The following is a 21,456-nucleotide window of genomic DNA, read 5'->3' on the forward strand; positions in this document are numbered from 1 at the left end:
CGAACATCTACGACGATCGAGCCAGCCAGCGGCGGTAATAAGGGAAAGCATCACTACTCAGAAGATGCCAGCCGACCCAGACGGTAAAGAACTGTGGTGCCCAGATCCCACTCAAGAGCAGTGCCAGCAGCTCAGGGGATGAAAGTGACATCAGTTTCACTGGCCACGCGTAGCCAATCAGAATGCCAAGGGCAATCACCAACATCTGCACAATCAGAATGCGAGGAATCGATAGCCACAGATCGGCGAGTTTCATACTGCCAGTCGACTGTCTCGCAATCCCGAAAGCATAAGCCCGGGTATAGTGATAGAAGCTGGCACCCGCAACATGAAAACCATAGACACCATCAGCAAACGTGGGAGACATATACGGCGCATACTCACTCCAGACGAGTGTTTCACCCACCAGAAATGCCGACATCAAAGTCACCGGCATCCTGTCTTGACTTCTCAAAGCCGCCAGGCCACCCCAATAGCCAATGGCCAGCATCATGGCCACACCCAGACTGAAAGCGAGCACCTGATGCTCAGCCCAGAATTCGTGGGCTAAAATCACAATCGAAAAATAAGCAAAGCTCATCAGCATCAGGGCATTATCACGGCGAAGCGGTGCCGCCCGTTTTTGAAAGATCCCTTCCGCTTTCAGAAAGTGCGGGATGAAATAAACCCAGACAACCCCATCAAAAATCCTGACCGGGATGAACCACCTCCCCAGAGCCGTCACCCCCAAGATCAGCGCCAGAATTCCGAAAAACATTGGCCGCCGACTCCAGGCCCAGGAATCTGTCGCTGCAGATGAAGCGCCAAGAGCCAGATTCTGCCCGCGCCAGGCATAGAAAAAGTGAGCCAGCCCGCCCCAGGCAGTGAGCGTGTAAAGATTCATCGTGCCAGTACTTTTGACCTCGAGCGAAGGATCAATCGTCGGCCACATTACGACTGGCAAGGCGTAGCCAATCCCTAGCAGGAAAAACGTAATCGCCAGGCAGATCGGGCCATCGCCGGAAGTGCTGTCATCTATGGTTGCCGCCTGACTCATGTGCGTATGGCCCCTGGCTGGCATGAGAATCGATCAATCAAATCGAGAAGCCGCACAAGAAAATCACGAACCAATTGGTCATTCTAACCTGAGAGATGATTCAGGCCAGAAGCCGTAACAATCCGGCCGCGCGGTGTTCTCTGGATAAAGCCGCAACGCAGCAGGAACGGTTCGACCTCATCCTCGAGTGTATCCGGAGGACAGTTCATCGTATGTGCTATCGCCGCCAGACCAGCCGGGCCGCCACCAAAGACATTCACAATTGTCCGTAGATACTTGCGATCCTGCTCTTCGAGACCCAGCACATCGATTTCTAGCATCGCCAGAGCCTGCCTGGCGATCTCATTAGTAATAAGCCCCTCCTTCTGCTTGACCGTCGCAAAATCTCTCGCCCAGCGCAGCAGATTGTTCGATTTGCGAGGTGTTCCCCGGCTGCGGCGGGCAATTTCCAGCGCTGAAGAATCGTCGATCTTCGTACGCAGTTTAATCGCATTACGACGGACAATCTCAGCCAGATCGGGCTCTTCATAGAACTCCAGATGCTCACGAAACGTAAAGCGATCCCGCAAAGGAGCCGTGAGCATGCCAGAACGCGTCGTGGCCCCCACAATGGTGAATGGCTTGAGTTTCATATTGATGGTCCGCGCGTTGAGCCCTTCCCCCAGAACAATATCGACGCGGAAGTCTTCCATCACGGGGTAAATAAACTCTTCGACGGCAGCAGGGAGGCGATGGATTTCATCGATAAACAGAATCGAATTGCCACTGGCGTTGGTCAGATACGGCAACAGATCCTTTGGAGCCGCCAGGGCCGGGCCCGAAGTGATCTGACATTCGACATCGAGTTCTTTGGCCAGGGCCAAAGCAAGGGTCGTCTTGCCCAGGCCCGGCGGGCCATCGAGCAGAATATGGCTAAGCGGCTCAGTCCGCATCCGCGTCGCAGCCAGCATGATTTCCAGACGTTCGACGACCTTTCGCTGACCAACAACATCGGCCAGCCGCGAAGGACGTAACTCTTCGTCGAGCGCACGGTCATCGAACGCATTCGCTGCAGGAGCCCCCGCAGCACTGGAACGAACAGTACTGGCGACCGCTCCATCAGCCGGGCCAGTGAAGATCTTTTCGCGAGCCATACCCCTCTCCGTGGGAATGTCGAAACGGGCAACTCCTGAAATACAAACGGAGATTAGCCGATCTCACCATTCCCTGCGATGTAAACTGGTTGGCAGGCTGGGCGAATTCTGATTTTCTCGTCCGCTTCATCGTCACGGACGAGAAAACCTTTCTCGCAAACTCTTTTCGAACTGATCAGCGCCGGATTTGAAATGCAGATTCAGGAAGTTCTGCACGAGAATCAGACTTCAACCACTTCCTGCCCAGTCATCTTCAGATAAGCGACGGCGGTGAATAACAGCGTGAGTGGCAGAGTAAAGATCGCCCCGACGCACAACGCCAGAATCCCCAGCAGATTAATCCCGGCTCCAGCCAGCATCAGCACGAAAATCTGCAGCAGATTCCCTTTGGTAATTTCCTGTGATCTCGAAAAGCAATCAATCCCCTTAGAGTTTTCAGCCACAATCACATAGGCAAACGGATAGAACATGCAACTCACAAGAATCCCGGGAATGATACACAGCACCATGCCAATCCCAAATGCGATGCTGAACAACACCAGTGAAATGGCGTAGCGCAGGAAAAATTTGCCACCGCTGAAGATATCGCCAATTTGAGGATCTTCACCGCGGGCAGCTTTCAAAAAGAGCTGGCAAAGCCCGATCTGCAAAAATGCACCGACACAGAACGACATGGCCATGAAGCCTAAGAGCATGGCCAGCCCGACCATGACACCGGTCGGATCTTCACCGTCACCCATCACGAGACCAGGAATGATCTGCTGTGGAATGGTGACCAGTTGCGACAACAGGTTGACGAGAAAACTTCCCACCAGACACGGGGCGAGGTTTTTCAAGTAAACCTTCCACGCGCTGCCAATGACTTCGCCCGCTTCGATCTTTGTCAGTTCTCCCGTGGCTCCGGATACTGCCTCATCGCCACCCGCCGGAGAGAGATCTTCACCGCAATGTTTGCAGCGCTTCGCTGCCGCCAGGACTTCGCCACCACACATGGGGCAGGCGACTTTCGCTCGCGTGTCACGCATTTTCCCCACCGGTGGCGGAGGCGGAAGATCCTCTTCAAAGTCATCTTCAGCCGCCGGTTGATCCAGTCCCGGCACAGTCACGACTTCGCCACAACCAGGGCATTTCGCTTTACGTCCAGCCCGATCCTCAGAGGTGCTGAGTGACTTATCACAGTGCGGACAGTTGAATTCAATGGCCACGGATTGGTTACCTTGACGATGGAAACGGATGGGAAGCGTAAAATGTGACAAATCGCTGAGGCCATCCTCAGCTTGACGATCTGCTTCAGTTCAAAGCCGCCGGGAACTCGGGAGAGTTCTGCGAAATGGGTATTGCCAGGACAGACTTCAATTCGATCATTGCAGAACTGATGACGCGAAGAAGTTAACAAGTGTTCGCTGTGAACTGAAGAGGGTCTTTCAGAAAATGAGCCAAGCCCTTCATGGAGAGTTCACCATTCACGAAAGCCGGGACTCATAATGGTTCAGCCTCATGTACTCGCGGACTCATGACGGCCGCTGCTCATGATCAAGGAGAAGTTCCAGATAAGACCTGTTTTCCGGTTGGTCTAACTTCAAACGAGCAGCCCATTCCAGCAGGCGATCCCGCGCGGGTTGCCAGGCGTGTTCTTCAGTGATGATTTCGAGTTCGGCAAAATCGCCGAGTTCCGGTATATGATCGATCGTGCAGACCAGCACATACTCTTCATCAGGGAGTGTCCAGAACTGCCGGCTCTTGACAACTTTTCTAACGGAGCGAAACCCTAACGCCAGCAGAATCTGACAGATCGCCAGGGGTGACTTGTCGGCAGCCAATGCCCCCATCGGTCCCACCAGCGGGGCCTCAATCTCATGACGTGTTTTCGTGAGTTGATCGAGCCTCGGGCCTTTGTAGGTGAGAATAGTCTCCAGCGGCGTCGAACGGACCCTTAAGGCTTCCCCGGTCGTCGCAAAATCACGCCCGGGATGTGCGAAGTACTCATCACTCTCCGTCGTAGCAGGCCCGGCACAAATCGCCTCGTGGGCCAGCAGAACGCCACGAAACTCTTCGACATCGTTCAAAGAAAACTTCATCTCGACTTCGATATCAGCCATCTCTGCTCAGCGATCTAAGAATGGAAAACGTTTGTGATTCGCGGAACATCCCATTTGAAAACAACAATCATGTATCATTCGCTCGTTTTCATGAAAAGCAACTATCCCGAACAGCGGAGAAATTCGCCGAGAGACGATGGATCGGGCAGGTTGGTATGCCTACGTGATAGCGAAGATGGTGCAATCCGTCGGAACTTCTTGCACCCTACATCAAGAAGGAAATGCCAGAGGGATCTATTGACGAGCGGCATGAGCCAGTTGCTGGAGGCGTTCCCACGTATAAAGCCCGGTATTGTGCCCGTCATTCCAGCGAATGCGAATCGCATACTGACCGACCAGATCAAGCCCAGCGGGGGCAATCTCAGTCGGAATTTTTGCAGGATCAAGCAGTGGCTCACCCGTGAATTCATCCACACATACTGCACACGTACAGCCGCAGCGCACATCAAAAAAGCGGACAAACAACTCGGACTCCCCAGGCCATTTGAGTTCAAACAGCCCGGTCTCACGGTGAGCACGGATGATCTCGGGAGCATCAGTCGGCATGGGAAAATTTGATGTTGGGTGTTGGGTGTTGGGTGTTGGATCTTGGAGAGATAAGTCGAGAGTAAGCCGCCGGTATTCGAACACCAAATACCAAACACCCAACTCCGAAAGCCATCGATCAATCTCTCCACGGGTGAGCGATTTCTTTCCAGTATTTGTCGAATTCGAAGCCCGGGCTGTTATCTCCATCGTGGCATTGATAGCAGGTTGTCTTTTTCGCCTGATCAAGTGTCACACGCATCGCCAGTCGAGCGGCGGCCTGCTCATCTTCAGTCGCTTTGCCACCATTTTCGATCCGCACATGTTCACTCCCGGGAGAGTGACAGTTCTCGCAGCCATTTCCAAAAAGATGGGCCGATGTTTCCAGATCACGGTAGCCCGAGTCATACCGCAAAACCTGCTGTGCTTCCCAACCTGTCGTGTGGCAGTTAATACATTCCGGATCATAAATGCGCGAAATGTACTCCCCTTCAATCCCCCCACGACCATGGATGATACTTTTCGTGGCCTTGGCGTGGCCGGTTTCTTCCCACTTTTCATAGGCTTTCGTGTGGCAATCGCCACACACTTTGGAACCCACAAACTTGCGGCCACTCGGGTGAGGAATGACCAGTTCGGGTGCTAAAGAGATCTGTTCAAGCTCCAGCCGCTTCTGATAGTCGGCCATGAGGTTTTCCATCGGCTTCGTCGCTTTGAACCGGCGATTGTCGAGATCGATCAGTTCGTAACGGAATGGAGTCTTTACATCATCCGGAAAATAGCCCACCAGCGAAACATACTTGCCTTTCTGGCCAGGCTGAATGATCCACGAGCGGCCTTCCATCACAGGTTTCGATTGAGGATCTTCCGGCCCTCCCGTTGTGACAATCAACTGAAACGCAGGGAACTTGCGGGCGAACTCTTTCGCTTCATCCACAGTCCCATTGTTGAGCAGAATCAGCAGATGCGGCTTCTCACCTTTGAACTGCTCAATTGCTTTACGAATCTCTTCATCGGGATCGCTGAAGGTGATGTTGTTGGCGACACCAGCCGGAGCGACATCATCTCTTCGGCTTTTCCCGAGAACTGAAACCACACAGGCTTTCACTTCGCCAATCTTGAAGGTCTTTGTACGCAGTGGCGTGCCGAGATCGGGTGACTCAAAGAACGTGACGTTCGCCCCTGAAATGGCGAGCGACTTCTGCACTTCCTCAGGATCGGCGACCTGTTGTGTCAGCAGGAAGTCGGCCCCCAGACGGAGATCTGCCGGCCCCAGACCAATCACCTGATAGTTGAGCGATCGCAAAGCCGTGAGAATCGCTTCGTACTTGATCTGATCCTGGCGGCGGGAACGCTTGACGAATCCTCCCGCATCCAACCCCGCGACCGGCCAACCTCTTTTGGTGAGCCGCTGGAAAAGATCGAGCCTGCGCGACATCCCACCCGATTGGGTTAATGAGCAGCCGCAAGGTTCAAGATATCCATTTGTTTCTGCCGAGAGCATGAGGACCGCTTGCGGGCGAGGCCAGTCTTCCGCCACAGGTGGTTCACTGGTATCGCTGGCAGCCTTGGATGTGGCTTCTGGTGAGGTCGTCTTCGAGGGAAGCGGCTCGGCTGGCACTTGAGCTGCTTGCGCGAGGGGCGTATTCCAGGGCAAGACGGAGACCGCTGAGTTCTGTAACGGTAAAGAAGAACTGGTTTCAGCTTCCGTTGAACTTCGGCTCGCCAGTTGTGCATCACTGGGAAGAAGTCGCATAACCCACGCGCCTCCAGTGAGCAGAGTTGTCAGGCAAGCCAGTCCCAAAAGACAAGGCCAGAAGACCCGCCCCAGTTTGGGTGAAGTGCACTGCGCGGGGCGATTTTTACCACCCAGAGAACCAGCAAGAGCATGCTGACGACGATGACGAGGCATGGCAGACATCCCTAGCGAGGCATTCAAAAACCAGAAATCCGGTTAATTCAACGCCATTGCGCAAAATTTTCGACCTTGAAACACCCCTGCTGGCAGTGCCTGTACAGTTCTCGACAATCCAATATCAACTGTCAGTTACAGCGATAGATAGCTGACAAAGAACTTGTACTCCGGGATGAGTGGATGATTCAACTTGAGAATCACTTTCTCGGATTTCTTGAACTGCCGGTCGGCAGGGAGACCCGGCAAAACCTTAACTGTCAGAAAGTATCGCTGCACCCCTTTGCCCATGTACTTGTCGTCCTTTCGCAAGGCGACTTCCACCGCATTGTGAGCCGTCTCGTAGCTTTTAAGCTCCAGATCTCCTTCCAATTCCCGCACAAAGAGCGACAACTCGGCCGTTTTCCCGTCTTTGGCAGGAAAATCTCCCAAGATCAATGCGGTCGACTCATTGGCCCAGCCTCGTCCCATGACATCGATCGGCCCGGGACGGGTCCCCTTAATGGCAAAGCTGACTTCCTTATGCTTTTCCAGACTGGTCTGTAAAACGACCCGGTCAGAATAACTGCCGACCGGGACATCACCTGAAACAGTCGCCTTCAGCAGATAACCCGATTTCGCACCGCGTTCGCTCAATTGCTCTTCAGTAAGAGGCACCCACGTGATCTGTGTGGTGGGAAGATCTGTTTTGACTTCCGTAATCTCAAACTTGTCAAACAGCGGGCTGTAGATTGAACCCGTCGCTTCCGATGGTGCTCCAATTTTCAATTGCCCCATCGCCCATTCCCCTTCGGGTTTGAGCTGCAGACCGGCTTCGACTTTTCCGACCACCGTCAGTTCGATTCGGCGATTCCCCGGATCGTTGGTGCGGATCACCGCATGATGCCGGAAGCTCGGATTGGAGAGCTTGATCTTCCAGTTCAAAGTCACCTCGGTCTGTTGACCCGGTGCCAGCTTACCATCACCCGCCACATTCCCCACGGTGCAACTGCAGGTGGTTTCTTCTTTACGGGCCAGAATCTCCAGCGGTGCTTCGCCTTCATTTTTAATGATAAACACGTGCGATCCTTCGTCGCCCATCTCCATTTTCCCAAAGTCGTATTCCACTTCGGGAATCACCGCTTTGGGTTGTGGCCCTTCTTTGGCCACTTTAGGGCCAATTTCAGTTTCTGGCACAGGCTGCGCCACGTTGACTGGTAACGTCGCGGTGCCACGACCGAAAAACGCAATCGCCGCTAACGTCATTACCGTCAAAAATGCACAAACAGCCATGGCAGCAGGCTTCATAGCGATCATCTCCAGCAATCCGGGCCTGTGTTGATCTCGTCATAAGTTTCGTTTGCAGAATATCTTCTGTAGAACCGCCCAGCTCAGCAGGCAATTTCAACACGCTTCCGCAGCGATATACGACAGTCTAATCGGAAATGCTGGAGAGAGTCACTGGACTCGCACCTTGTTCAAAGGATCTTCATCCAGCTTTTCTGATTGCAGTCGCTTGAGTCGCTCGACAACTTCTTCGGGAAGGACACGATCCGAGTGGCCCAATTGCCGATTCAATTCATCCTGCTCCAATGCCAGATTCGCTTGAATTGAGGCCTCTTTTCGCTGCCCTGCCAATGCCAGCGCTTCCGCAGCCCCAGCCAGAAGTCGACTCGAACTGCGATATCTGCGATTCGCTTCCTCAAAAGATTCCACAGCCTTCTCGGCAAAGATCTGTCGCTCAGCAGGACTGCTCACAGCTCTTTCAAAATAGGCACGCGCCAACTGCTCATGAGGCCGGTAACTGTGAAAATCGCGTTGACTGGCAGATTTCATCCATTTTTCACCGTCCGCCCACTCCGTCGAACTCTCGGCATTCGAAAACCACGCCATGCCGGCCGTCTCGGCCAGGCTGGGAGACCACTCATCCCATTCTGCCAGTTTCACCATTTCCCGAATGGCGGCACTTCGAGTGGTGGCTGGTCGAGCTGACATCTGGATGCGTCCCTGTGAAACCATCCAGACTGGCCATGCCCCCCAGATCGAAAGAACCATCACCAGCACCATCGCTCCAGGGAGCAGTCGACTTCCCCAACTGAAAATCGAAGAGATAAATCCCTCGCCAGAACCAGGTTTGACAGCCAGAATTTCTCCGGGTTCTCTCATCTGAGGAACAGCGGCCCCTACCGGCCACGTCGATAAAGTGATCAGCAGCAGCCATAATCCCAGGATCGCCGCCATCCCAAACCCTCCGGCCGCCAGGAGATTCACTCCCAGAGCGAACGCCGCTGCTGGAAATGCCAGATCTCCCCAACTGTTTGCGAAGCCGCGAGTAGTATTTCGATCAGCCTGCAATTCCTGCGGAGCAGCAAGCGATTCACCGGCCGCCTCTGCCTTCTTTGATGCGTTACATCCCCAGCGGTCGATGATCAGATACAGTCCCGTCCAGAAGATGCCAAACACAATCAATGCATCGTCAAACACGCCATCGAGCAGAAATCGGCCCCACCAGGCAATCGCCAGACTGCCGGCTCCAGCCCACATTGGCCAATGGGCAGGAAGGTGGACAGCTCGAGAATTCTGAGTGAAAAAAACCTCTGCCGAAGCTTGTTCATTCACTCCGGACGAAGAGTTCCATAAACCTCTCCCTAGAGCGAACAGGCCGGTTCCTGCGAGCACCAGTAACCCCGCCAGAGACAAAATCCCTCCGGAACTCCAAGCTTCCAGAACCATGTTATGAGGGTCAGCGATCTCTTCGCTCGAACTCGGGAGTTTGTACGACAGATAAACGCTGCGAAAGTTTCCGGGGCCCACACCCAACCAGGGATGATCTGCCAGCATCTGCAACGTCGCGACCCAGTATTCCAGCCGATATCGTAGTGATTTCGGGGCTTCTGTGATCACCTCCAGATCCAGCCCTCCCCGCCAGGCCACCAGACCGACCAGCAGTAGCATGGCTCCTGATCCCGCACCGAAGATCCACAACCACGATCTGGACGAAACACGCGGATTGCCCACAGCTTTCCACTGACCGACCAGCGGCCGCACCGCCAGCAGCAGCATCGTCACTGCCAGTGCAAGCACTGCCGTACGGGATTTCGTAAGCAGCAATGTCCAGCCCCCCAAGAGCCATGCCGCCAGCAGCATCCAGGTGAATGGGCGGGAAAGATCCGGCCACGACCACATCGTGCGCTGCTTCGTCACCTCGGGCCACGCAAACAGACTCAAGATCAACAGCACCAGCAGGACTGCCGCAAACGTATTCGCCAAAGCGCAAAAGCCATAAGGCTCACTGCTGGTCAACCGCTGAAAGAACGCTCTGCGAGCGTGCAGTTCTGTCGGGATGCCATCGCTTTCCAGCTTTTGCCTGAGCTGCGAAATCTTCGATTCTTCTTCTGCGGATCGCTCCTGCAGACCCTCCAGTCGATCCAGTTCCTGTATTGCTTTGATATATCGACCAGAGATCGCCGGCAGGCCAATCTCATGCTGATACAGACCCAGTACAGACATCGAGAGCAATGTCGTAATCACAAACGGCCAGATCGCATTCAGGTGGATCACGTGGCCTGGTCGTTCTGCCAATCGAGGTGCCAGTCGCCACAACACGCAGGCTCCCATGGCCAGAGAAAAAAACTCGATCAGCAGATTGGCAGCCGCTCGTCGATCTCCCTGAGCCAGCCAGACGTGAATTGTCCCAGCCACCTGACCAGCCGTCAGCAGCAGCCATCCCCAGACAAACCCTGAACGCCAGGCACTCGAAACCGGCGCTGTTTTCGGCAAAAAGATCAGCAGCATGGCCGCCGTGGCCATCGACAGAATCGCCAGCCAGAGAGATTCCCCCATCACTGCGGCTTCCGGTGGTGTCCAGAACCTGGCAAAAAAAAGACTGGCGAGCAGCACAACGAGCCAGCCCGCCACGCTCTCCTGCCATCGCGAAGGTTCAACCCGCCCTCCCGCCTCCTGCACCATGCGCTGACCTGTCGAAGTTCCAGCCCGCTGGGTTTCCACAACAGGTTTTTTTCCTCTCGCAGACATCCACAACCATCCCGCGCTTTGTCGCGCTTCCAGATCTGCGCGAACAGGAATCGCCTGCTCCCCGAACAACAGACTCTGGATTGAAAGCGCCATCGTTCGCAAAGAAGGCATTTACCAGTTCCTTGCCGAAACATCGGTCGAAGTTCGATCCGCAGCGTGCGCATTCAATTCGCGGCCACTCGCTGAAACTTCATTCCCGCTTTGTTCAGGCCCGGCAGACGCCGACATCGCTACCACCGGGATTGTTCCCAACGATGAACCAGCGATCGCAGGCCGTGGTGCCGACTCAAGAATGGCAATCATCGCGAGGATGCAGACCACAATCCCCAGGCACAAAAGCGCTGCACCCCATGAATCGACCGAGCACAACAAGAGACCAGCCAGCCCCGTCGTCAATGTCGCAAGATGCACCGTCAGTACGGCATGCACAGGTTTCAGCCCCAAAGCCACCAGTCGATGCGAAAAGTGTTTCTTGTCCGGTTGAAAAGGACTGCGCCCTTCCTTCAATCGAATACTGATCACCGACAGCAGATCGTAAAGTGGCACAGCCAGCACGCAAAGTGGTGCCAGAATGGTATGAGTCCGGCCATCCTCCGCAGTGTAGAACGTCCCCAGGATCGTCATGCTCGCCAGCGAAAAGCCCAGAAAATAGCTACCGGCATCTCCCATAAAAATGCGGGCCGGTGACCAGTTGTGGCATAAAAAACCCAGCAGCGAGCCGCACAAAAGGAGAAAATAGCCTCCCACCATCCAGCGGGGATCATCATCTCTCGAAAGCATCATGCAGGCAAACACACCCGAAACAATGAGCCCAATCCCACCCGCGAGCCCATCCATGTTATCCAGAAAGTTGATCGAGTTGACGAGCACTACAAACCACAACACACTGGCAAACGCCCCCAGCCAGAAACTCTCGACAAAGAAAGTCGCCCGCACTCCACAAGCCACCACAATGGCGGAAATCAGAAACTGCAGTAAGAGCCGGGGCTGCCATGGCAAAGGTCGAAAATCATCAGCCAACCCCACCAGGCCCATGGCTAATGCTCCCAGAGTCACAGCCAATAGTTGAGGCAGACGGTACAGCACACTGCCATCAGCCGAGATCGTCTTCCCGGGAATCTTGACGGGCAAAAGTTCCGGTGCAAAAAAGACAATCAGCAAGGCTCCGGTCAGTGGAATCAGCACACCACACCACAGACCAATCCCACCCCCCATGGGCTTGGGAACTAAATGAACTTTGCGAGCAGCAGGCTTATCGATCAGACCCAGCCGGGGAGCAATCCAGCGCATCGCACCGACGGCCGCGAATGAAACCCAGAATGAGGGAAGGACACAGGCACAGACAAACAGCAACATGCGAAGGGCACTTTGCGACGTGAGAGTCGCCACACCAGTGAGTCCATGCAACTGGCCCGGCGAGCTCCAATGATTGATCGACACAATTCCTTCGTATTCTCCCGCATCACGACACTCCCCCGCAAGTGTGCAATTCCCAGGCAGACCCACCATTCCGTCAAGGATGCTCCTGGAACTCCTGCCGACCAGCCTCAATGCCCTCCCTTGAGTTTGTTCTATTCTGAGACTCATGATCCTTTTTGGATGTTGCAGAAAAACTCGAAAAAACGTTGGCAGAGACAGCCATTTCTCCCTGAAAGCTTTTGCTTTTCTCGTAGTAATTATTATGGAGACGACTGCATGAGCCGCATCGAATGCTTCCAGCAGAAACGACCAGTGAACCTGGAATCATGCAGCCGCGTCAGATCCAATAACCATCGTCCATGAGGTTCTTTTTTGCATTATGGCGGACTGCCGGTTTTCACGATGGCCACAGCCGAATGAAACTTCTGCTGCCGGAAATCTGGAGAGTCCTCCTGATTTTCCATGCTCTGGAAACTGTCAGTTCCGCCTCAGGTTTCGACACAAATCCAGAGGGTTGTCATTTTGACAGCAAGCCTGCCAAACAGGACACAGGTCATCTCACCCGCTGGACAGCCAAATGACGAGACTGAAGTAACAGCCATGCCACTTTTAACGAGAATTCCTGATGAGAATCGGCACAAACATCATGGCCTTGCCGATTTCGAATTCAGGGCACATAACTTGCAACATAATTGAATTGGTGTGAATGGACGATTCTTCGAACATCGCACCGCCAGGTGACACTTGCCGCCAGACATCCTCGAAAGTGCCAGGCATCCTCGAAAGTGAAGGGGCTGATCATGAATCATGAGATTTCATACAAAGTCGTGAAACGACTGGCCGCTGCTGAGGGATATCTGGAACTCGAACTGCCACAGGCAGCTCTTTCCGAACTGAATCGAATCGGCGATGCAGGCCCATTCAATGCCATCGAGCAATTGCTGCGTGGTGAAGCTCTCACAGGTCTCAGCCAGTTCGACGAAGCGATTGAGCCCCTGAAAAAAGCCGCCGATCTGTTCCCTGCCCCGATGAATCGCCGAGCCTGGGCCAGTCTTTCGAAATGCTACGCCTCCACCGGCCAGGATTCGCTGGCGAATGAAGCTCTGGTCGCCAGCCAGACGGAAGTCGCGTCTCAGGGCCAGCCGGGTGTGATCGTGCAGGTGGTCATGCAGCCCATCTTTACGGCCGTCCTCGGCAATCAGGTCCGGCAGATCCAGCGATAAGCGAGTTCCCAGTAGGGTACATCCCTGACAACACACATTCAGGGAACAACTTCAAAGATTCACCTCCCGCTCATAACGACCACTCACAACATGCAAAGCTCGGCCTCTTCAGTGGATGCCGGGCTTTCTGCATCGATGAACAGGCTTCGGCCACCTGAGGGAGACCCGGCCAAGTCGTGCCGAACTTTCATACACAGGTTTCCACGCCATGCACGTGACTCTGGAACCCTCGCCCACGTCTTCGTGGGAGAGGGCAGGGTGAGGGTCTTCTCACTCAATTTGTATTTACGACAAACGTTTCGCAGGGGCGTCAATTGTTTGCCACTGGACAGAGATTAAGGGCATCCTGAGATAAAGCCGATCTTTGTTCGCATACCCAACCCGTTCGAGCTCCCCTCATCCCGGCCTTCTCCCGTCAGTACGGGAGAAGGGGAAAAAACCTTAGCTCTCCCCGATTGCAGCCACAGGCGAACTCAGTCCAGAATGTCACACGCACAGTTTGCGATCACATTCATAATTTCTCGTGTTCATAGCCCCTCAAGAGTTGATCGACATGTCCCACGATCCCGCACCCGCAGCACAACCTCCCCGTACTTATCCGGAACGTGTGGGCATCACATTTGTCACGGGGCTGATTGGTCTCCTGCCTCTGGCGTTAACACTGGCTGTTCTGGTCTGGGTCGTGAGGTTAATCCACGACCTGTTTGGGCCTCTCAGCCCTTTCGGCAAAGCCCTCATGTCCATTGGCATGCCCCTCGTGGCTTGCGAAACGACAGCTTACCTGATTGGTATCCTCGGAGTCGTCCTTGCCATTTATGGCATGGGAGCTCTGGTGGAAAATGGCATGGGTGGAGGCTGGCAACGCATGATAGATCACGGGTTACGACGTATACCGGCCCTCGGCACGATCTACGATGCCTCGAAACATGTCACCAGTCTCTTCGATCGAAAAAAAGATTCACTCCAATCCATGACGCCCGTCATGTGCTTTTTTGGAGACGGCAGTGATATCGGAACTCCGGCACTGATGCCCACTTCCGAACTCGTTCATTTTGGAGGCGAAGCCTACCACATCGTCATTTTGCCCACAGCCCCTGTCCCCTTTGGCGGAGCATTGCTCTGTGTCAAACAGGCTTGGGTCAAACCCGCCAATTGCAGCCTCGAAGACCTGGTTGGTATTTACGTCTCCATGGGAGTCACAGCACCCAAAAGCCTCAGCAAACCCGCTACTCCCATCGGGCCAGAGCCTGCTGCCCCACTTGAAAAATCATGAAGCGTAGAGGTTCACGCGATATAAAACGGGTTCAGCCCATCTATCACCCGGGACACACTGGATCATGTCGATTGATGATTGCCAGAAAGCAGTAAAAACGCCTTCTCGACTGAGTTGAATCAGTGTCTGGATTCAGGCACTCTTCGCGATTTTCTCACTCTCAATCGTGCTAAACATCATTCCGGAGGTGGCCGCATGCCGATGGAGATCTTTTAGCTCTCTCAAATCTCGGACCTCTATCAGACTTTCAATCCCTGGCTTCACCACCCTCATGCCACTTGATGCCATGAGGCTGGACCTGCAGTTTGGCGACCCTGCTGACTGGCCTGCGGTCACTGCACACAGCAGCACACTCTGAATCAGCGGATCAGCAGGTCCAGTGCAGTGGAACATCAGATCTCCACTTCTCTCCCCGCCATCTCCAGAGCCGTCGCGACAATCCCGGGCACATTTAAGCCACATTCGGCTAGCAGCTCGTCGCGTTCGCCATGTTCCACAAATCGGTCTGGCAGAGCGAGAATTTTCAGTCGATCACAAGAGACACCTCGTTGGCATGCCGCTTCCAGCACTGCGGAACCAAACCCACCGGCCAGAACATGCTCTTCAATCGTGATCACAAAGCCCTGCTCCAGAACTCCCAGAAGGCATTCTTCATCAAGCGGTTTGGCAAAACGGGCATTGATAATCCCGACATCGAGCCCATGTTCTTCACGCAGAATCTCAGCGGCTTTCACGCAACTGGTCAACAACGAACCATAGGCCACAAGCGTCCCATCCTGCCCTTCACTGATCACCTCAGCCTTCCCTAACTCGACAGGAGTCAACGTGCGGGGAATGGTTTCCACATTGGCTTTGGGATAGCGGATCGCCACCGGTCGATTCATTGACAAAGCGAGATCCACCATCGGTGCGACATCGCTCTCATCACCGGGAGCCATACAGACCATGTGTGGGAAAATGCGCGTATACGAAATGTCGTACACCCCATGATGCGTCGGCCCATCTGGTCCCGCGATCCCCGCGCGATCCATCGCAAACACCACGGGCAGATTCTGCAGACAGACTTCCTGAAAAATATGATCAAAAGCCCGTTGCAGGAAAGTACTGTAGATGTCGACGACGGGCCGCATGCCAGCTTTCGCCATCCCTCCTGCAAACGCCACGGTATGAGCCTCACAAATCCCGGTATCAAAGAATCGATCAGAGAAATCCTGCCGAATGCGGCTGAGTTTATTTCCTTCACACATGGCCGCTGTCAGCACGCAAACCCGGGAATCTTTCTCCATCGATTTGTAGAGGGCATCGCTGACGGCATTCGTATAGGCCCGGCTCGACGTCGACTTCATCTGGACAATCTGTCCATAAGCATCCCGCTGGAACGGAGGTGGCGCATGGAACGTGACCGGATCATCACAAGCCGGACGGAAGCCATGTCCCTTGTTGGTGAACACATGGAGAAGGACTGGCCCCTTCATCTTCTTGACCATGGCCAGATACTTCCGGAGTGTCGGCAGATCGTGACCGTCAATCGGGCCAATGTATTTGAAGCCCATCTCTTCGAAGAGCATTCCGCCGTGCAGCATCCCTTTGACGGCATCTTTAATCTGTGAAAGTGTCTGCTTCGCACTTTCACCAACAACAGGGACAGACTTCAAAAACCGCGAAATATCCCGCTTCAGCCCATCGTACATCGGCGCACTGCGAGCTTTGTCCAGATATTGAGCCAGGCCTCCCACGCGGGGACAGATCCCCATTTTGTTATCATTCAGAATGACCAGCATGTCTTTTTTAAGCTCAGCCGCATTGTTCATTGCTTCGAAGACCACACCCGAAGGGAGTGCTCCATCACCAATCACCGCGACCGATTTGCGATCCTCACCCGCCAGGTCATCACCCGCCTTTAATCCCAGGACCGTCGAGACACTTGCCCCGGCATGGCCTGTCATAAACAGGTCGTAGTCGCTTTCCTGAGGGTTAGGGAAACCCATCAGCCCGCCACGCTGCCGGATGGTCGGGAAAGAGGCAAACCGACCGGTGATCAACTTGTGAGGATAGATCTGATGGCCGGTGTCCCAGATCAATCGATCACGGGAAAAATCAAATTCCAGATGGAGTGCCAGGCAAAGCTCGACCACACCCAGATTGCTGGCAAAGTGAGCCGTTCGATCCGAAACCACCCCGCAGAGCGCCTCCCGAATTTCATCGGCCAGTTGAATCAACTGAGAAGGATTCAATTTCTCCAAATCCTTGGGAGAAGTGATCCTCGGAAGATGTTCCATCTGCATGATCGTGTTCCTGACCAGTCAGTTTGTGGCTCTCGAAAGAGTAAAATCTTCCAAGAAGTTAATTCGATTCCATTCGCAATTCATGTTGAAAACCAGGCTTGGAGCATCCTGGAGCGGCTTGGCTTAACGACCAACTTACTTGTAGACCGCAGCCAGACTCTCCAGATTAACCTTTTCAACGGTCCCCCAACTTCGCCCCGAAATCCCTTCCGTCTTGCCGACAGACTTAGTGATCACGTTCAATAATGTACAGTGCCAGATCACTCAACCACTGGCCCCGCGGCCCGAACAATTCCAGTTCTCGACAGGCCTGTTTGACCAGATCTGTTGCTCGCTCACGACTGGCTTCGATTCCCAGAAAACCAGGGTAAGTCGCCTTCCCGGCCTGGGCATCCTTCTGCGTCTGCTTCCCCAGTTTTTCCGATGAACCTTCGACATCCAGCAGGTCATCAGCAATCTGAAATGCCAGGCCAATGGCAAACCCATAACGGGCCAGCGATTCCAGTTGCTGCACCGAAGCTCCGCCCAGGCGACCACCCATTGTCAAGGCACATGCCAGCAGACGCCCAGTCTTGCGATGATGAATCTGCTCCAGTTCGGCCAGAGTGGTCACGGGTGTCGTCTCAGCCGCCAGATCAGCCGCTTGCCCACCCACCATGCCGCACCAACCTGCGGCTGATGCCAGATCAGCGACACAGGCCAATGCCAGTTCTTTGTTCGAAATCTCGGTCGCCAGGACTTCAAAGGCCCTCGTCAGCAGGCCATCACCCGCCAGAATCGCTGTCGCTTCACCATAAACGATATGATTCGTGGGCCTTCCGCGACGCAGGTCATCGTCGTCCATGGCCGGCAAATCGTCATGAATCAGTGAATAACAATGAATCATCTCGAGGGCGACAGCCGCGGGCATGGCCTGCAGCGGATCGGCTCCGCAAGCTTCGCTCGCCAGCAGAACCAGCACCGGCCTTAACCGCTTGCCTCCCCCCAGGGCACTGTATCTCATCGATTCAAACAGCGAGGGGGGAACAAAACGAGAAACTTCGGAGGTCGCACCCAGAGCAGCGTCCATGGCCGCTTCGATCTGCTTCTGCAATTCCCTCAAATGCTGGGTGAACTCGACCGCGCCACTGGACAAATTCATGGCCACAGATGATCGAGAAGCAGGAAGGTGAGCAGCCGACATATCGCATCCCTGCGGTACTGGAACTTCTAAGTTAAGCGGGTGAATAGCAGGTTTTCTCAACAAATTGTGCTGACAAGAAACCTGCAAATTCATTGTTCTCAACAAACTACAGCAAATTTGCGAGATCCGAAAGTCTCTAAGTTTCCAGTTTTTCCTCGGAATCCGAAGAAACCCGCCAACCAAAGCCACCTTCGCAAGGCGGCTGCTGTTCGCGCGCAGTCCTCAGGCTGCTATTCTACCGAAGCAGCCACGATTTCTGGCTTTACGGATTACGCCAACCCCTCCATTCATCACGGATTGATGCGATGCCTCTCCGCGTCTACAGCACTCTTTCTCGCCAAAAGGAAACTTTTCAGACCGTCGAGCCCGGCAAGGTCAAAATGTACCTCTGCGGCCCCACCGTCTATAAGCCCGCCCACATCGGCCACATGGTCGGTCCCGTCATCTTCGACACTGTCAAACGCTACCTGGCCTACTCCGGCTACGAAGTCACGTTCGTCGTCAACATCACCGATGTCGACGACAAGCTCATCAACAAAGCCAACGAAAAAGGCATGACAGTCGAAGCCCTCGCCAAACAGATGACCAACGACTATTTCGATAATTTGAAGCTCATGGGCGTCGACTCCATCGATCACTTCCCTTACGCCACTGACCACATTGGCGACATGCTCGACATGATCGGCAAACTGGTCGAAAAGGGTTACGCCTACCCGCTCAACGGCGATGTCTACTTCCGCTGCACCAAAGACGAAGATTACGGCAAGCTGAGCCGCCGCAGTCTCGAAGAAATGCTCACTGGCACACGGGCCGAATCGATGGGCGGGAAAGAATCCCCTGCCGATTTCGCCCTGTGGAAAGGCTCCAAACCTGGCGAACCCGCCTGGGACAGCCCCTGGGGAAAAGGTCGGCCCGGCTGGCACATCGAGTGCTCCGCCATGAGCAAGAAGATCCTCGGCGACTCGATCGACATCCACGGCGGCGGTCTCGATCTCATGTTCCCCCACCACGAGAACGAACTGGCCCAGAGCGAAAGCTGCACGGGCCATCCCTTCGCCCGCTACTGGATGCACAACGGCCTCATGCAGGCCAGCGGCCAGGCCGGCAAAGTCGGCGGCCAGCACGACAAAAAAGGTGACGCCGAATCCCAGATCGCCGGTAAGCTCGCAGGCTCACAAGGGGCAGAATCTGTCAAAACAGCCGTCTTTGCCCACCATCACCCGGAGACCGTTCGCTTCTTCCTCCTGGCAACTCACTACCGCAGCCCCATCGATTTCAGCCTCGAACGCATTGCCGAAACCGGCAAGAGCCTCGAAGGCTTTTTCCGACTGTTCGAACTTTACGAGCGATTAACGAAGAAGAATTTCTATTCTCTAGTACCCGCCGCAAAACGAACCGACTCTAAACCCATCACAGCCCAGACTCCTGATCAAGAGGCCTTTGCGACTGAACTCAACGGGCTGAAAGATCGCTACCTCGATGCGATGGACGACGACTTCAACACAGGTGGTGCCGTCGGTGTTCTTTTTGAGATGCGCCGTGTCATCAATGGCTTTATCTCCGAAAAGAAGCTCGAAACAGGGGTCGGCTCGGCGGCAGATTTGCAGTTGCTGACCGACGCCATGACTCTTGTGCGCGAACTCAGCCTGCTGCTGGGCGTCTTCCGCGAGCCACGTGCCAAAGAATCTTCAGCGGACGACGGCCTGCTCGATGGTCTCATGCAGCTCATCATTCAGATTCGTGCCGATGCTCGAAAGTCCAAAAATTTTGCTGTGGCCGACCTCATTCGCAACAAGCTCACCGAATTGAAGCTCACACTGGAGGATCGCCCCGACGGCACCCTCTGGAAAAAAGCTTGATCGACGGACCGACAGTTCTCAGGCGACTGGGAGAACAACATGAAAAGTATTTTTCCAGGTATGGATCCACTCCTCGAATCATCGTGGAGTGATGCTCATACGAGTCTTTGCACCTACACGAGAGACCAGCTTCAGGCCAAGCTCCCGCACGACCTCCGCGCTCGACTGGAAGAGCGAATTCAACTGACACTCCCCGAGGATCAAGTGACGGGAGAAACGCCCCCAATTCGCTTCATTCCCGACATCTCAGTTTCTGAATCGGGACGGAGAAACTCGGGAGGAACCGCTGTCAAAGAAGCGCCAGGGCAAATTGGGGTCGCTGCCAGATCCCACATCATTTTTTCAGACCCGGTCTCAAAAACTCGGCGCGTCTCCATTGTCGATCGCATCGCGGGGAAGCTCATCACGACCATCGAGTTTCTCAGTCCAGCGAACAAGATCAGCGAAGCCAGAAGAGTCCAGTTCCGTCAGAAGCAAAGGGAACTTCTTGACGCAGGCGTTAATCTGGTCGAGATCGACCTGATCCGTGCTGGTGGCTGGGCCATGACTCCCGCAGAAGAATATCTGCCACTACATCTTCGCAACCCCTATCGCATCATCGTCGTCAGGGCTGAACTTCCTGATGAAGCGGAATGCTACGAGGTCAAATTGTCTGAACCTCTCCCGACAATTGCCATTCCACTTCGTCCGACCGATCAAGACATAACGCTCGAGATCCAGCCACTTGTCAGCGAAGCCTTCGAAAAAGCCGCCTATTCCACGAGCGATTACGAACGAGCACCTTTGCCTTCTTATAGTGCCGAAGAAAATGCCTGGGTCATGAACCGACTGACCGCTGCCGGTATCTACCGATCACCCACCGATGCCGATCAGAAAGCCAGGTAGCGGCGATGTTCATTATCGGTATCGATCCCGGCCTCAACACCACAGGCTATTCCGTTCTCGCCTGCCATGGTCGCCAACTGGTACTCCACGAAGCGGGCGTCATTCGCTCCACCAAGGGTTGCTCTCTTGCCAGCCGTGTGACTGAGATCGGTCGTGGACTCCGTGAAGTTCTGGCCGACTATCAGTCCGCAGGTCATGAACTCCGCGCAATCGCGATCGAACAGGTCTTTTCGCATACCAGTTTTCCCAAAACGGCAATTCTGATGGCGCACGCCCGCGGCGCCATTCTCTATGCAGCCTCCGAGGCCAATATCCCCATCGTTCACTACATGCCCCGGCAGATCAAAAGTCTCCTCACAGGGAGTGGCAAAGCAAGTAAAGAACAGGTGCAGCGAGCAGTTCAACTCGAACTGAACCTCCCGTCGATTCTCGAACCTAACGACGTCGCCGATGCCGCCGCCATTGCCGTCTGCCATGCCTTCGCCATCCGCCTCACTCAACCCATACCTGAGGCGTAAATCCGAGTCCATCGACAATCGCCGGTCCCATCTCTTTCCGGCTTGCTTGCTATACTGACGCCGAACACCTTGATGTATTAGACAATCTGCAT

Annotated in this window: 17 protein-coding genes; 6 read left to right on the top strand and 11 right to left on the bottom strand. The window is 54.4% G+C overall.

Annotation, left to right across the window (positions count from 1 at the left end; translation table 11 throughout):
• Nucleotides 1-7: 7 nt before the first annotated feature.
• The 9 genes from A6X21_RS02440 to A6X21_RS02485 all read right to left on the bottom strand — a co-directional run bounded on the left by A6X21_RS02440 (nt 8) and on the right by A6X21_RS02485 (nt 12,228).
• A complete protein-coding gene (locus tag A6X21_RS02440) occupies nt 8-1,036 on the bottom strand; it encodes a hypothetical protein (protein WP_068845906.1) in 1,029 nt (342 codons plus the stop codon).
• Between the two features lie 83 nt (nt 1,037-1,119).
• Entirely contained in the window at nt 1,120-2,169 is a 1,050-nt protein-coding gene (gene ruvB / locus A6X21_RS02445) for a Holliday junction branch migration DNA helicase RuvB (protein WP_068845908.1), read from the bottom strand.
• 221 nt (nt 2,170-2,390) lie between these two features.
• Nucleotides 2,391-3,374, bottom strand: a complete 984-nt coding sequence (locus tag A6X21_RS02450; RefSeq protein WP_131818151.1) for a DUF975 family protein — start codon at nt 3,372-3,374, stop codon at nt 2,391-2,393.
• Between the two features lie 306 nt (nt 3,375-3,680).
• The gene (cyaB, locus tag A6X21_RS02460) at nt 3,681-4,268 is read right to left on the bottom strand and encodes a class IV adenylate cyclase (protein ID WP_068845914.1); all 588 of its coding nucleotides are present in this window, start codon (nt 4,266-4,268) and stop codon (nt 3,681-3,683) included.
• A gap of 234 nt (nt 4,269-4,502) precedes the next feature.
• Nucleotides 4,503-4,814: a DUF971 domain-containing protein gene (locus A6X21_RS24520; RefSeq protein WP_068845916.1), complete on the bottom strand. Its 312-nt coding sequence runs from the start codon at nt 4,812-4,814 to the stop codon at nt 4,503-4,505.
• Between the two features lie 118 nt (nt 4,815-4,932).
• Entirely contained in the window at nt 4,933-6,705 is a 1,773-nt protein-coding gene (locus A6X21_RS02470; RefSeq protein WP_165603664.1) for a multiheme c-type cytochrome, read from the bottom strand.
• A 135-nt stretch (nt 6,706-6,840) separates the two neighbouring features.
• Entirely contained in the window at nt 6,841-8,001 is a 1,161-nt protein-coding gene (locus A6X21_RS02475; RefSeq protein WP_083233350.1) for a DUF1573 domain-containing protein, read from the bottom strand.
• Between the two features lie 141 nt (nt 8,002-8,142).
• Nucleotides 8,143-10,830, bottom strand: coding sequence for an O-antigen ligase family protein (locus tag A6X21_RS02480; RefSeq protein WP_068845922.1), 2,688 nt, complete (start codon nt 10,828-10,830; stop codon nt 8,143-8,145).
• On the bottom strand, nt 10,831-12,228 hold the full coding sequence (locus A6X21_RS02485) for an MraY family glycosyltransferase (protein ID WP_240490141.1): 1,398 nt from the start codon (nt 12,226-12,228) through the stop codon (nt 10,831-10,833).
• A 269-nt stretch (nt 12,229-12,497) separates the two neighbouring features.
• Here A6X21_RS02485 and A6X21_RS02490 point away from each other — a divergent pair, with 269 nt between their 5' ends.
• The 3 genes from A6X21_RS02490 to A6X21_RS02500 all read left to right on the top strand — a co-directional run bounded on the left by A6X21_RS02490 (nt 12,498) and on the right by A6X21_RS02500 (nt 14,634).
• On the top strand, nt 12,498-12,719 hold the full coding sequence (locus A6X21_RS02490) for a hypothetical protein (protein ID WP_068845924.1): 222 nt from the start codon (nt 12,498-12,500) through the stop codon (nt 12,717-12,719).
• Nucleotides 12,720-12,938: 219 nt separating this feature from the next.
• Complete coding sequence (locus A6X21_RS02495; protein WP_068845926.1) at nt 12,939-13,361, top strand: hypothetical protein; 423 nt, start codon at nt 12,939-12,941, stop codon at nt 13,359-13,361.
• 553 nt (nt 13,362-13,914) lie between these two features.
• Nucleotides 13,915-14,634, top strand: a complete 720-nt coding sequence (locus A6X21_RS02500; protein ID WP_068845928.1) for a DUF502 domain-containing protein — start codon at nt 13,915-13,917, stop codon at nt 14,632-14,634.
• Nucleotides 14,635-15,026: 392 nt separating this feature from the next.
• Here the strand turns inward: A6X21_RS02500 and dxs are convergent, their stop codons facing one another.
• The gene (gene dxs, locus A6X21_RS02510) at nt 15,027-16,919 is read right to left on the bottom strand and encodes a 1-deoxy-D-xylulose-5-phosphate synthase (RefSeq protein ID WP_068845932.1); all 1,893 of its coding nucleotides are present in this window, start codon (nt 16,917-16,919) and stop codon (nt 15,027-15,029) included.
• Nucleotides 16,920-17,145: 226 nt separating this feature from the next.
• Nucleotides 17,146-18,102 (bottom strand): polyprenyl synthetase family protein, encoded by a 957-nt coding sequence (locus A6X21_RS02515; protein ID WP_068845934.1) that lies wholly within the window; start codon nt 18,100-18,102, stop codon nt 17,146-17,148.
• A 305-nt stretch (nt 18,103-18,407) separates the two neighbouring features.
• Here A6X21_RS02515 and cysS point away from each other — a divergent pair, with 305 nt between their 5' ends.
• From cysS to ruvC, 3 genes are read left to right on the top strand one after another with little or no spacing between them, the layout of a single operon-like run.
• Complete coding sequence (gene cysS / locus A6X21_RS02520) at nt 18,408-19,961, top strand: cysteine--tRNA ligase (protein ID WP_068845936.1); 1,554 nt, start codon at nt 18,408-18,410, stop codon at nt 19,959-19,961.
• Between the two features lie 39 nt (nt 19,962-20,000).
• Nucleotides 20,001-20,846: a DUF4058 family protein gene (locus A6X21_RS02525; protein ID WP_068845938.1), complete on the top strand. Its 846-nt coding sequence runs from the start codon at nt 20,001-20,003 to the stop codon at nt 20,844-20,846.
• 5 nt (nt 20,847-20,851) lie between these two features.
• The gene (gene ruvC, locus A6X21_RS02530) at nt 20,852-21,364 is read left to right on the top strand and encodes a crossover junction endodeoxyribonuclease RuvC (protein ID WP_083233351.1); all 513 of its coding nucleotides are present in this window, start codon (nt 20,852-20,854) and stop codon (nt 21,362-21,364) included.
• Nucleotides 21,365-21,456 lie beyond the last annotated feature (92 nt).

The organism is Planctopirus hydrillae, assembly GCF_001707835.1.
Lineage (GTDB): Bacteria > Planctomycetota > Planctomycetia > Planctomycetales > Planctomycetaceae > Planctopirus > Planctopirus hydrillae.